Genomic DNA, 13,082 nt, shown 5'->3' on the forward strand with positions numbered 1-13,082 from the left:
TCTTCTTTTTCCATTTTTTCTAATCTCCGTAGACTTACAGTATGGACAATGCACAGTATGAACCCTCTCCTCATCCCTTTATTATGCAACACCTATTTTACTAGTAGCTCATCAGAGCGATGTATATCGGTAAGTGTGTGGTGTGTCTCAAGTATTAATGTGGATATAGGCACTGCACAATAACTTGCATTACAGGAAATACTGATGGAACGCTCGAAAATAATTGCCATTCTTACAGGTGCGATTTCGATCATTTTAGCGATCGTCTACCTCATCCTAGTCCAACTCCTCGACTACCGGGACATGAAACCCGCACCCATAAGTCAAGTTGTCTCGTCACCTGTCATTACTATCTCTCACTGGCAGGTTGACAAAATCACCCAAATATAAATTACATTTAGTCAATTTGTAGAGACGCAATCAACCGCGTCTCTTGTCATTTATATCAATTGATAAAACTAATGATAACTATTGATTCATCCCTGAACCAATGCATAGATAAGAATAAATACTTATATTCTTTGCTGGAATAATTGATTATATAAGAAATAATTAGAGTAGTTATCTCAAATTTATTTAGATAAATTAATTCAATTTGGACAGATATAACGGTAAGCTATTTCTAAGAAAATTAAATAAAGATAAATTTGCTGTTCTGCGACGCCAAATAGCCCGTCGTGGACATCGCTAGGTTAATGGGGATCAACACCAGTTAACTCAAAACCACACATTTTTAATGACAATAATAGAGGTGAGTTGATGGCTCAGTTTCTACTTGAGACTGTTTGGCTAGTTCCGTGCTATGCCTTAATAGGTGGCTTGTTAGCCGTGCCTTGGTCGCCGGGGATCATTCGGAAAACAGGGCCAAGACCGGCGGGTTATGTAAACTTGGTGATGACATTTTTGGCGTTTGTGCATAGTGCGATCGCCTTCCAAGCAACTTGGAATTATCCAGCCCAAGAAGTATTTATTCCGTGGTTATCTACGGCTGGTTTAGACCTGACAATTGCTTTGGATATATCCTCGGTGAGTGTCGGCGCTTTAATTGTGATTACTGGCTTGAATTTGCTGGCGCAAATTTATGCGATCGGCTACATGGAAATGGATTGGGGTTGGGGACGCTTCTATTCTTTATTGGGATTATTTGAAGCGGGATTGTGTGCCCTTGCTTTGTGTAATAACTTGTTTTTCAGCTATGTAATTTTGGAAATCCTGACGCTGGGAACCTACCTACTAGTTGGCTTATGGTTTAGTCAGCCGTTAGTAGTCTCAGGTGCAAGAGACGCTTTCTTAACCAAGCGGGTGGGAGACTTATTCTTGCTGATGGGCGTGTTGGCATTATGGCCTTTAGCTGGAACTTGGAATTACACAGAACTAGCTGAATGGGCGGCTACTGCTAACGTCAACCCGACAACTATGGCACTGGTAAGTTTAGCTTTAATTGCTGGGCCAATGGGTAAATGTGCCCAATTTCCTTTGCATCTCTGGCTAGATGAAGCGATGGAAGGCCCTGTTCCCAGTACGATTTTGCGGAACTCGGTAGTAGTAGCTAGTGGTGCATGGGTGCTGATTAAATTGCAACCTGTGTTAACCATCTCGCCCATAGCTTCTTCAGCGATGGTTGCGATTGGTGCGGTGACAGCCGTGGGTGCTTCTTTAATTGCGATCGCTCAAATCGATCTTAAACGCTGCCAATCCTATTCTGTCAGCGCATACATGGGTTTAGTATTCATCGCCGTGGGAGTACAGCAAGACGAAGTAGCACTGTTGTTAGTACTCACCCATGCCATATCCGCAGCACTATTGGTAATGAGTACCGGCGGAATTATCTGGAATAGCATCACCCAAGACGTAACCCAACTTGGTGGACTGTGGAAACGCCGCCCAATTTCCGGAATCGCCTTTATCGTTGGAAGTTTGGGATTAATTGGTTTTCCACCCCTGGGTAGCTTTTCGGCGATGCTGGAATTAGCAGATGCGTTACAGAAAACCCAACCTTGGTTAGTGGGAGTATTGATAGCGGTAAATGCTTTGACAGCCGTCAGTTTAACCAGAGAATTCGCTTTAATTTTTGGTGGTAAACCGACACAAATGAGTCAGCGATCGCCTGAAGCCCACTGGCCGATGATTCTGCCAACAATGATTTTACTTGGTGTCAGTCTACATCTTTCTTTAGTGTTGCAAAGCTTATCACTTTTACCAGATTGGACAAACCTCAATAAAGATGTCGCACTACTTTTAATTTGGTCGAGTATTTTCGGGTGCAGTATCACTGGTGTGATTTATTTGAGCAATATTCCGAAACCGATTCGTTTGCCTTGGAAAGGTTTGCAAGACTTAATAGCATACGACTTTTACACCCCCAAACTCTATCGGATGACCATAATTTTCAGCGTTGCCAAAATTTCCCAACTTGCGGATATGATTGATCGCTTTGTGGTTGATGGCATTGTTAATTTTGTTGGTTTATTTTCGCTATTAGGTGGCGAAGGTCTTAAATACAGCACCTCTGGACAAACCCAGTCTTATGCATTCACTGTTCTTCTAGGAGTGAGTCTTTTAGGAATGTGGGTAACTTGGCCATTTTGGGGAGTACAGTTTTTAAATTTTGTTTTCCAAATCTCGACACTTAGGTAGTAGCAGCTATCCAACTAAAACTTAATAGTTTAATATTGTGAGGAGAATTCCATGAGCAGACAATATCCGCAGATAAATCTTTCTAGAAGAAGTTTATTCAAGTTTGGTGCAGGTGCGATCGGTACAGGTGTATTGACAGCCGGACTTAGTTCAAACTTACTTGCAGCCGAAAAAAAACCAGCAGAAGAAGATATTACGCCTGATAAGGCACTGCAAGAGTTATTAGATGGAAATGAAAGGTTTGCCAAAAGAAAACGTCGTAATCCTGACCAAAGCTATTCACGTTTAGTTGAAGTTGCTAAAGGTCAAAAGCCTTTCGCTTCTATTCTCGGTTGTGCAGATTCACGAGTACCTTCAGAGATTGTTTTTGACCAAGGACTTGGAGATTTATTTGTTTGCCGAATAGCTGGTAATATTGCCACAACACAGCAAATTGGTAGCTTAGAATTTGGCAGTTTAGTATTAGGCACTAAAGTCATTATGGTAGTAGGGCATGAAAGATGTGGTGCGGTACAAGCGGCGATTAAAGGTGCTCCAGTACCTGGAAATATTGGAAGTTTGCTTGAAGCAATTAAACCAAGTGTAGAAAGTTCAAAAGATAAATCAGGAGATATGGTAGAAACTGTTTGTAAAGCAAATATTTTGGCGCAAATTAAAAGATTGCAATCATCGTCAGTTTTATCTGAGTTAATCAAAGCAGAAAAGCTGAAAATAGTAGGTGGTTATTACGATTTAGATACTGGAGAAATTAGTTTAGTAAGTTAGCTTTTTTGTTCTTTGTCATTAGTCATTAGTCATTGGCTAAGAGGTTGTTTGAAAAGTGATTGGCTGTGATTTTAATTGCGTTGTTACCCCCCTTAGTCCCCCCGATGTATTGGGGGGAAACAAAAAAAATCTGGTTCCCTCCCCTTATAAAGGGGAGGGTTAGTGAGGGGTAAAAAAATATTTGATACATCAATCATGACTTTTAAAACATCCTCTAAGAGTAAGTCATAAGGGACAAAAGACAAAGGACGAAGACGTAGGTTGGGTTGATGAACATAGCTTGCTTCCGGCAGGGTAACCCAACATTATCGAGACTTTGTTGGGTTATATCGCTTAACCCAACCTACTATTCTCTTAACCCAAGCGTATTGAGTCATAAAGGACAAAGGACAAAGGACAAAACTCCCATGTTAAGTGTTTTGATTTGGCTTCCAATCTTCGTTGCTATTTTCATAGCAGTCTTACCTGTAAGTATTCCTAAACATCGCATTCGTTTAATAGCATTAATTTTTTCAGGGATAGTTCTCTTCTGGAACCTTTTTATCCTGCTAAAATTTGATATCAGCAATCCTGGAATGCAATTTCAAGAGTATTTACCTTGGAATGAAACCCTTGGCTTGAGCTATCAACTGGGTGTTGATGGGCTTTCTATCTTGATGTTGGTGTTAAATAGTCTGCTCACATGGATTGCTATTTACAGCAGTAGTCAAGAAACTGAACGCCCGCGTCTATTCTACTCGATGATTTTATTAGTGAGTGGAGGAGTCGCAGGTGCTTTTCTAGCAGAGAATCTGCTACTATTCTTCCTATTCTACGAACTAGAATTAATCCCCTTCTACTTACTAATTTCCATTTGGGGAGGAGCAAAACGGGGTTATGCTGGGATTAAATTCCTGATTTACACTGCGGTTTCGGGAGCATTAATTCTAGCAACATTCTTGGGTATGGTGTGGCTGAGTGGTTCTACTAATTTTGCTTTTGATGCAGTCTCTACAGAAAATCTGTCAACAACAAAGCAAATCCTTTTATTAGCAGGAATAGTCTTAGGTTTTGGGATTAAAATTCCTTTAGTTCCCTTCCATACTTGGCTACCTGATGCTTACGTTGAGGCTTCAGCACCAATTGCCATTCTTCTTGGTGGCGTGTTAGCAAAGCTAGGAACTTATGGATTGCTGCGATTTGGGTTGGGTATGTTTCCCCATGCTTGGAGTATTATTGCACCGACTTTGGCAATTTGGGGAGCACTCAGCGCCATCTATGGAGCAGTAATTGCGATCGCTCAAAAAGATATCAAGCGCATGGTAGCATACAGTTCCGTTGGCCACATGGGCTATATCTTGCTGGCTGGTGCCGCCAGTACTCCCTTAGCACTCGTGGGTGCAGTCGCCCAAATGTTCAGCCACGGCATCATCCTGGCGATTCTCTTCCACTTGGTGGGAGTCGTAGAAGCCAAAGTCGGTACACGCGAGTTAGATAAACTCAATGGTTTAATGAGTCCCATACGCGGTTTACCCCTAATTAGCGCTTTACTAGTTTTAAGTGGTATGGCTAGTGCAGGTATTCCCGGTTTAACAGGATTCATCGCCGAATTTATCGTCTTTCAAGGCAGTTTCTCTATCTTTCCCCTCCCAACAATTTTGTGTGTAGTCGCGAGTGGATTAACCGCAGTTTATTTTGTTATCCTCCTCAACCGCACTTGTTTTGGCAGACTGGAAAACTTGGCCTATTATCCCAAAGTTCTTTGGTCTGAGAAAATACCAGCTTTAATTTTGGCAGCTTTCATCATCTTTTTGGGAGTACAACCCACTTGGTTAGTACGTTGGAGTGAATCCACAACTACAACAATGGTGGCTGCAATTCCCTCTTTGGAAAAAACCGTAATCTCTGAAGTAACGCTCAAATAAGTTACAAATTACGGTTTCTTACCCATTACCCCTTATCCCCAGAGGAGGCCCCACCTTCCTCATTCCCCATTTTTATTACCATGACAGCAATTAAAACAGCAATTAAATTACCTCCTTCTAATCACGAATTTGCCGAAGTAATTCACCGCTTAGAAGCAGGCGGTGCAATGTTACCCGATACTCCAGAAAATTTGATGCAAATCATCGGTTTGTACAAAGCTTATGCTGTACCGATGGATTTTTACTGGCGTGACTTACTTTATATTGCCGAACGCGAATTTTTAAACCCGCTTCCCTTCTTTAAATACTTCCTACCCAAAGAGTATTTAGAACGGCATAATCATTATGCTGGCGATGATGCCGATTTACGAATTTGGCGCGGCGAAGCTACTGCACATCCAGAACTTTTGGCATTTATCGACAAGGGTGAAACTTTCAAAATGCCGAAGTTGTTGCATCACTTGTTCCACGATCGCATTAACATGGAATTTGCAGAAGCTTGTATGCGGGCGATGTTGTGGCACAGAGGGATGGGTGGACAGTTTGACCCTTACCTAGATTCAGCAGAATACGAAGCCAACGCTGACCGGGCAATTAAAGCTTACTTCCAAAGCAACCCCGTAATGCTGGGAATGTACAAGCTGTTCCCCAATATGTTTTTGGAACAGTGCCGCCAGATGTCATACTACGCTAATCTGGGCTTATTCTGGGAAGTCATGGCCCCGGTATTCTTTGAAATGTCCGACCGCTATGACGAAGGTACGATTAGCAGTGTCCCAGAGGCGATGAGCTTCTTAGTTAATGGTATATTTGCGATCGCAGGTCGTCCCATTTACCATCACGTTTATATTCGTGGTGAATGCTACGAAATTGTCCCCAAATCTAAGGGTTTCATGTGGCTATATGAAGCCGCATTACCTTATGTAGAAGCGGTTTTTTACCGCACTGCACCCTTTAGAGGAACAAAATCTTATAATGCTCAAGCGCGTCAAGTACCGGCAGACCAGAAAGACTTTCACTATGGTATTCTTTACGCTGATGTATTTCCAGTAGGTACTGCTGGCATTCCCCCGACATTATTAATGCAAGATATGCTGCATTTTTTACCTACATATCTTGTTGATTATTACAACCAACATTGTCGGGGTGAAGAAGATATGTTGATTCAGTTAGGAGTTAGTTTTCAACGCTCAATGTACTGTGTCACTTCTGCGGTAATTCAAGCCTTGCGAACTGCACTTTTATATCCTTTAGATGACCAAAACCCCAAGCATTTACAAGCCAATCGAGACTTTTTTGAAATGCAGCTAAATCGCTTTACCCGTGCTGACTACAATATTCGTGATGCTGCTCGTTTAGGAAGTATTCAAAGTCAAGATTATCGCTAAGATATCTCCATCTAAAACCTTTGTGGAGACGTAGCAGTTAATACATCTCCACAATAATCTTTTATATTAGATGTCTAATAAACCTGGAAATGCGATTGCTAATAAAGAGCTGCCAGTACCTGAGATGACTCAAGATTTGATTGGTAACACCAGTTGCTTCAAGTCGGCAGAGCCGCCCAACGCACTGGCTCAACCAACTTTTTGGAGACAGAGGATATGTTTCACAAAAACTATTTGAAGAGTTATACGAGCGAGGCTTAGAGTTAATTACAAAATCCAAGAAGAATATGAAAAACCGCTTGGTAAAATTGATTGATAAAATTCTTTTACGCAAACGGGCGGTAATTGAGTCGGTCAATGACCATCTCAAAAATATGTGTTAGATAGAACACTCTAGACATCGTAGTGTATTTAACTTTTTAGTCAACTTGATGGCTGGTTTGGCTGCTTACACCTATCTGCCCAAAAAACCTTCGATTGACATTTACCCAAAAGATTTGCCTGCACTACCTCCTGCCCTTTTTTAGTTCCGTCGAACTCACGTTTTCTTGGATATTTTTAGTCTCGGCGTTTTTTTGTGCCTTTTTTGCTCATTCTCAATCAATCTTAGCGATCGCAATACCTACCTAATTTCTCATGGTTCATATCTAGCAAGGTTTTTGGCTTTTTTTATCCATCGAACTCACGTTGTCTTTAGGGCTGAACTTCGCGCAGCCGACGCTCCAGAAAGCGGCGTTCGCTGTCATTAGTGACTAGCATGAGCGCGATCGCGTAGCTTTGTGCGGCTAAGGCTGAGGCTCCGATGCGGCGCAGCATCTCGGCACGGGTGGCGTGAAATAGATGGTAGTCGTTAAGTTGGGGGGCAAGCCGATCAATGAGTCCGAGGGTCGTCTGAGGACTCTCTATCATTGAAATCGCCACTGCCCGGTTCAGTGATACAATCGGCGAGGGCTGCAAGCGTTCGAGCAAATCGTAGAGGCGAACAATTTGTAACCAGTCCGTTTCTTCTGCTTGTGCTGCCTGACAATGTAGTGCCGCGATCGCGGCTTGCACTGCAAACGAACCAATTTCACCCCGCAGTGCCTCTTCAACGAGCGGTAGCGCCTCAGCAATCTGCTGTTGGTTCCAGTGACGACGATCCTGATCTTCGAGCAACACCAGATCGCCTGCATCATTTAAACGAGCATCGCGCCGGGAGTCGTGCAGCAACATCAACGCAAAGAGTGCAGTCACTTCTGAGGGCGGTTGCGGTGCCATCAACGTCCTTAGGAGGCGACCCAAGCGAATCGCTTCTGTGCAGAGGTCAGCCCTTACCATCGTCTCGCCTCTAGTTGTCGCGTAGCCCTCGTTAAAAATCAGATAGATCGCCGTTAACACTGCGTCTACTCGCACAGACAGATCGTTTGTGTCCGGCACTTTATAGGGAATACCTGCATCCCGAATCTTGCGCTTGGCACGCACCAGCCGTTGCGCCATCGTTGCCGTGGGTACGAGAAACGCCCGCGCAATTTCATCTGTTTCAAGTCCGCCCAGCAGCCGCAGCGTCAAAGCAACCTGTGCTTCGATTGCCAATGCTGGGTGGCAGCAAGTAAAGATCAGCCGCAGTCGATCGTCTGGAATTTCGTCTGTGTCGTAAGTTGACTCCTCACGGGTTGGGATTAACCCGGAGGCGGCGTACCATTCCAATTTTTCCGTCAGCCGTGTCCGCCGTCGGAGGCGATCGATGGCTTTGTATCGGGCTGTTTTGACGATCCACGCACGGGGGAGATCGGGCACGCCACTAGACTGCCATTGATTCACGGCGGCTATAAAGGCTTCCTGTACCGCTTCTTCAGCCACATCGAAATCCCCCACTAACCGGATGAGGATGGCGACGATCCGCCCCCATTCAGCCCGGTAAAGAAAGGCGATCGCTTGGTTTACGTCTGTTTTTGCGTTTGGGATTATACCTGACATAAAAAATTTTTGGCGAGGTGTCGATTTGAGGCAGCACCGTTCGATTAACTAAAGAAGGGAAATAACAGAGGTATACCTCGATCGTACTAAACGATAAAAATTTTTGGCGGAGTGTCGATTTGAGGCAGTACCGTTCGACTAACTAAAGAAGGGAAGTAACAAGGGGAAATAAAGGAGGCAACCCGATGAAATATTTGCTACTGATTTACCTGGAGGAAAATGCCCTCAGCCAAACCGAACGGGAACATTGTTATGTCGAATCCGCGCAACTGGCACAACAACTCAACTCCAAGGGGCAGTATCTCGCAACTGCCCCGCTCCATCCTGTGGCAACTGCAACCAGCGTTCGGGTGCGCGACGGCAAACCGCTAGTAACTGACGGGCCGTTTGCAGAAACTCGTGAACAATTGGGCGGTTTTTTTCTGATTAATGCTCAGGATCTCGACGAAGCGATCGCGATCGCTGCGCGGATTCCAAGTGCACACGTCGGTACCGTTGAAATTCGACCTGTGATTGAAGTTGCTGGCTTGCCAGAGAATTTGTAACTGCACTCAACCTCAACCCAAAAGGAGAGATAACGATGACAACCAAAAGCACGATCGCAACTAACGAAGTTCAGATTCGCCAACTAATTGCCGAGCAACAACGTGCCATCTGCACCAAGGATGTTGAGCAAATTATGTCCCACTATGCCACCGAAGCGATCGTCTTCGATGTTAAACCTCCTTTCCAAACCCAAGGAAAAGATGCTTGGGGTCAAGTGTGGTCAGAATGTTTGCCTTACTTCCCCGACAGCTTTGAGATTGAAACACGAGACCTCAAAATTACCGTCAGTGAAGACTTAGCGGTTGCACATTGGCTATTTCGCTTCACAGGAAGCCAAGACCATCCGGCAATGCAGACGTGGATGCGCGTCACCGCTGTCTACCAGAAAAATCAAGGCGAATGGCAGATATTACACGAACATCTCTCGGTTCCATTTGATCCACAGACCTCTCAAGCTGTATTCACGCTCAACCCATAAGCTAATCTACTGAGCCAACGCCATGAAACTTAATCCTTATCTCATGTTCAACGGCAACTGTGAAGCAGCGTTCAAGTTCTACGAACACTGTCTTGGCGGCAAAATTGTCATGATGATGACCCACAAAGATGCACCCTCAGCCGAGCATATACCTGCCGAATGGCATGACAAGATCATGCACGTCTGCCTTGATCTGGGCGATCGCCTCTTGATGGGGTCTGACAGTCCGCCTGGATATTTTGAAACACCCCAAGGCTTTTACGTGCAAATCAGCGTTGACGAGCCAGCAAAGGCAGAACGCATCTTTCATACCCTGGCAGAAAACGGAAAAGTGAAGATGCCGATTGATCAAACCTTTTGGTCTGTCCGCTTTGGTATGTTGGTCGATCAATTCGATATTCCGTGGATGGTCAACTGCCAGAAAACTCCTTGAGTTGTGGGGAAACGCTTATGAGCGTCTTCCCTAGAGTAAAATCTCAGCGCTTTTTCACCGCTCGTTCGCCGTACAATAATTCACAAGAAGAACCCATGAGTACTCAAATTTTTGTTAATCTGCCAGTCAAAAACCTTAATCAATCGATCGAGTTCTTTACTCAACTCGGCTTTGAGTTTAATTCTCAATTTACTGACGAAACTACCACCTGTATGATTGTGTCCGAAAACATTTTCGTCATGCTCTTGACCCATGATAAGTTTAAGACGTTTACTCCCAAAGAAATTTGTGATGCCACAAAAAGCACAGAAGTGCTTGTGTGTTTATCTTGTGATAGCCGAGAACAAGTTGATGAAATAGTTCGCAAGGCTGTCGCCGCTGGTGGAACAACCTACAATGAACCGCAAGATCATGGTTTTATGTATGGACATGGATTTGCTGACTTAGATGGCCACATTTGGGAAATTATCTATATGGAGCCAAGCGCAATAAGTCAAGGTTGAAAATTTAATGTTTGAGGAATTATAGCAGTTCCCAGTCAGATGTAGTACAACGTCATATCGTATCTGCATGGGAACTGCTATAGCTGTAATACACAAATGCAAATACTTCTACCTTCTTCAAATAGCTCTTTGCCGCACATGTCGCCCATCAAACCCTTGCTTAATCCAATTCAGACATTCATATTCAGATTTGAATAACTTTGGAGCTGCAATATTATTCAATAACTCTGGTGGGTAATGGTCATAAAAATATTTATCTCCTTCTTGGAAGATAATAATTAAATTGTTCCGATAAACATAGCGAGACTTAAAACTATCCCCCAGATGAACAGACTCAGAATTTTGATCGATATGTTCTTTAGCAATATCAATAATGTTACTAACGTCACTTCCATAGATTTGTGCTGGATTTTCTGCTTTATGAAATTGGCTTCTATTACCAATTTCAGATAGCATTTTATAGGAATAAATTTCGTAATTATCCGCCTTGCCAAAAACAAATGGAATAATCAGATATCCTTTATATGAGACTGATTTTTCATAAAGAAGACGACTCATCTCAACCTCCTTTGGTAGAACTACTCTGAAAAAATTTTTGCTTTCACAAAAAAGTATGACAACACCAATTATCTACTAAATACGCTCACCATAAACTGAGTTGATTAGGGGGATGCTCAAGGTTATTCCAAGGTAGGGGTGGAACTGGTGTACTACTCTGTTCTAATAGCTGTTGGAAGTGACGAGCTGTGGTGGGTGATCGCGCTTCTATTGGACAATGGACAAAGAAATAAATTCGCACTCCCATCTGTAACCATTGCTGAATCTGCCTTACCCACTCTTCCATAAATGGCTGATTCACTGATAAATTCGGATGAGAAATAAACCGAATTAGAGTAAAAGATGCTGTCACGCTCAATTGCAACGGTAATTTCGGTTTGCGCCGTTCCGATTGTAATTGGGGGTCATCATCTCCAGTATAAATGGGGCGTGAGTCTAACAGTACTCGTCCGACACCTAACTTTTCTAAAAGCGCCGTTAAATTACTAGCATGGGGTTCCTTGAACCAGTCGGGATGCCGAACTTCCACTGCTAGGGGTGCTTCTGTACGCGGCCAAGCTTTCAGAAAGTTGGACAAATCGTCAAGTAATGCAGGTGCATAGCTGGGTGGTAACTGGGCAAACATTGGGCCAAGATGCTTACCTAAAGGGCGCATCCCTTCCAAAAATTTTAAAGCAGTCGGAATATAAGGTTGTAGCAACCCTTGATGGGTAATATCTCGCGGTAATTTTAGACAAAATTCAAAACCTGCTGGTGTTTCGACAGCCCAACGGGTTACAGTTTCTTGGTTAGGCACGGCATAAAAGGTAGTATTACCTTCTACAGTGGTGAAGCGACGACTGTAGAGATGAAGAAAATCGGCAGTACGAGTACCTTGGGGATAGAGTTCGCCTATCCAACCTTTATATGCCCAAACAGCACAACCGATAAAAAAGTTCACAGTACCTAAAAGCCTTGATGTATATACTCAATTTTACAGGCAGGTTGTAGGGATGGATAAATAATCAACGCAAGAGAGGAGATTAGTCATGAAAGTAGGTTTTATAGGCGCCGGTACCGTCACGGGTACGTTTGGCCGTCATTTGTTAACCGCTGGCCACAGCATAGTCGTATCAAATTCAAGAGGACCGGAGACGCTTGCTGATTTTGTTGCTGATCTGGGTCCAGGCGCGATCGCGGGGACGAAGCAACAGGCTGCCGAATGCGATGTCGTCATTCTTGCCACGAATTGGGTTCGTGTGGCCGATGCTCTAAAGGGAGTTGATTGGCAAGGCCGCATCCTGATCGATGCAACGAACGCACATGTGGACGCTGTGCCGGACATTAGTCTGGCTGGCGTGACCAGATCGCGTGCCGCATTGAAGGGGCGCACCTCTAGCGAGATGGTTGCTGAGATGGCAGTTGGCGCGCGGCTTGTTAAATCGATCAGCAACATGCCAATGGCCTGGATACAGGATTTCTCACCAAACAAACCCCGCACAGTCATCTTTACTTCCGGCGACGACCACGAAGCCAAACAGCTAGTGATGGAGTTGATCAACAGCATCGGCTTGGTTGCGGTTGATCTCGGCTCCCTGGCAACGGGTGGTGCAATGCATGAGGTCGGCGCTCCACTATCCGGCCTTGACCTCCACTTCGTCCGCCGACTTCGCTGAGAGCGCCTTTGACACAACGGCTCGGTAGATCGCGTATTCATTTTAGTGTTTTGGGCAAGCAAAATTGCATCGCATACAGAATACTTGTAGCAGCATTCCTGTACCCTTGCATCAAAACGAGAAATGCTATATTACTTTCTCAATATATGCCTGTTTGCTTGTTCATGTGAGCGCCCAAGGGGCGCGATTACACGCCCGCAATAAATGAAAGAAACACAGTTAACAAGAGTTTTACGACTAATAACTTATACACTGAAAA

At 44.1% G+C, this 13,082-nt stretch carries 13 protein-coding genes and 1 pseudogene; 11 read left to right on the top strand and 3 right to left on the bottom strand.

Annotated elements, in window-relative coordinates:
• The first annotated feature begins 204 nt into the window (after positions 1-204).
• From V7K89_RS34570 to V7K89_RS34595, 6 genes and pseudogenes are all read left to right on the top strand, one after another.
• Positions 205-390 (top strand): hypothetical protein, encoded by a 186-nt coding sequence (locus V7K89_RS34570; protein ID WP_335195388.1) that lies wholly within the window; start codon positions 205-207, stop codon positions 388-390.
• A gap of 369 nt (positions 391-759) precedes the next feature.
• Complete coding sequence (locus V7K89_RS34575) at positions 760-2,637, top strand: NAD(P)H-quinone oxidoreductase subunit F (protein ID WP_335195389.1); 1,878 nt, start codon at positions 760-762, stop codon at positions 2,635-2,637.
• 51 nt (positions 2,638-2,688) lie between these two features.
• A complete protein-coding gene (locus V7K89_RS34580) occupies positions 2,689-3,402 on the top strand; it encodes a carbonic anhydrase (RefSeq protein ID WP_335195390.1) in 714 nt (237 codons plus the stop codon).
• A gap of 407 nt (positions 3,403-3,809) precedes the next feature.
• Complete coding sequence (locus V7K89_RS34585; protein WP_335195391.1) at positions 3,810-5,306, top strand: NADH-quinone oxidoreductase subunit M; 1,497 nt, start codon at positions 3,810-3,812, stop codon at positions 5,304-5,306.
• An 80-nt stretch (positions 5,307-5,386) separates the two neighbouring features.
• Entirely contained in the window at positions 5,387-6,694 is a 1,308-nt protein-coding gene (locus V7K89_RS34590) for a CO2 hydration protein (protein WP_335195392.1), read from the top strand.
• 140 nt (positions 6,695-6,834) lie between these two features.
• Positions 6,835-7,221: pseudogene (locus tag V7K89_RS34595) on the top strand (transposase).
• A 166-nt stretch (positions 7,222-7,387) separates the two neighbouring features.
• On the opposite strand, the gene V7K89_RS34600 reads toward V7K89_RS34595, so the two are convergent.
• Positions 7,388-8,650: an RNA polymerase sigma factor gene (locus V7K89_RS34600; RefSeq protein ID WP_335195393.1), complete on the bottom strand. Its 1,263-nt coding sequence runs from the start codon at positions 8,648-8,650 to the stop codon at positions 7,388-7,390.
• Between the two features lie 185 nt (positions 8,651-8,835).
• On the opposite strand from V7K89_RS34600, the gene V7K89_RS34605 reads away from it, so the two are divergent.
• The 4 genes from V7K89_RS34605 to V7K89_RS34620 are packed head-to-tail and all read left to right on the top strand — an operon-like array spanning position 8,836 to position 10,610.
• On the top strand, positions 8,836-9,195 hold the full coding sequence (locus V7K89_RS34605) for a YciI family protein (protein ID WP_335195394.1): 360 nt from the start codon (positions 8,836-8,838) through the stop codon (positions 9,193-9,195).
• A gap of 35 nt (positions 9,196-9,230) precedes the next feature.
• A complete protein-coding gene (locus V7K89_RS34610; RefSeq protein WP_335195395.1) occupies positions 9,231-9,674 on the top strand; it encodes a YybH family protein in 444 nt (147 codons plus the stop codon).
• Positions 9,675-9,696: 22 nt separating this feature from the next.
• Complete coding sequence (locus V7K89_RS34615; protein ID WP_335195396.1) at positions 9,697-10,107, top strand: VOC family protein; 411 nt, start codon at positions 9,697-9,699, stop codon at positions 10,105-10,107.
• Positions 10,108-10,124: 17 nt separating this feature from the next.
• Entirely contained in the window at positions 10,125-10,610 is a 486-nt protein-coding gene (locus V7K89_RS34620; RefSeq protein ID WP_335195397.1) for a VOC family protein, read from the top strand.
• 117 nt (positions 10,611-10,727) lie between these two features.
• Here the strand turns inward: V7K89_RS34620 and V7K89_RS34625 are convergent, their stop codons facing one another.
• Entirely contained in the window at positions 10,728-11,168 is a 441-nt protein-coding gene (locus V7K89_RS34625) for a hypothetical protein (RefSeq protein WP_335195398.1), read from the bottom strand.
• A gap of 85 nt (positions 11,169-11,253) precedes the next feature.
• Complete coding sequence (locus V7K89_RS34630; protein ID WP_335195399.1) at positions 11,254-12,108, bottom strand: DUF72 domain-containing protein; 855 nt, start codon at positions 12,106-12,108, stop codon at positions 11,254-11,256.
• A gap of 88 nt (positions 12,109-12,196) precedes the next feature.
• Here V7K89_RS34630 and V7K89_RS34635 point away from each other — a divergent pair, with 88 nt between their 5' ends.
• Entirely contained in the window at positions 12,197-12,823 is a 627-nt protein-coding gene (locus V7K89_RS34635; protein ID WP_335195400.1) for an NADPH-dependent F420 reductase, read from the top strand.
• The last annotated feature ends 259 nt before the right edge of the window (positions 12,824-13,082 follow it).

The organism is Nostoc sp., assembly GCF_036917515.1.
Lineage (GTDB): Bacteria > Cyanobacteriota > Cyanobacteriia > Cyanobacteriales > Nostocaceae > Nostoc.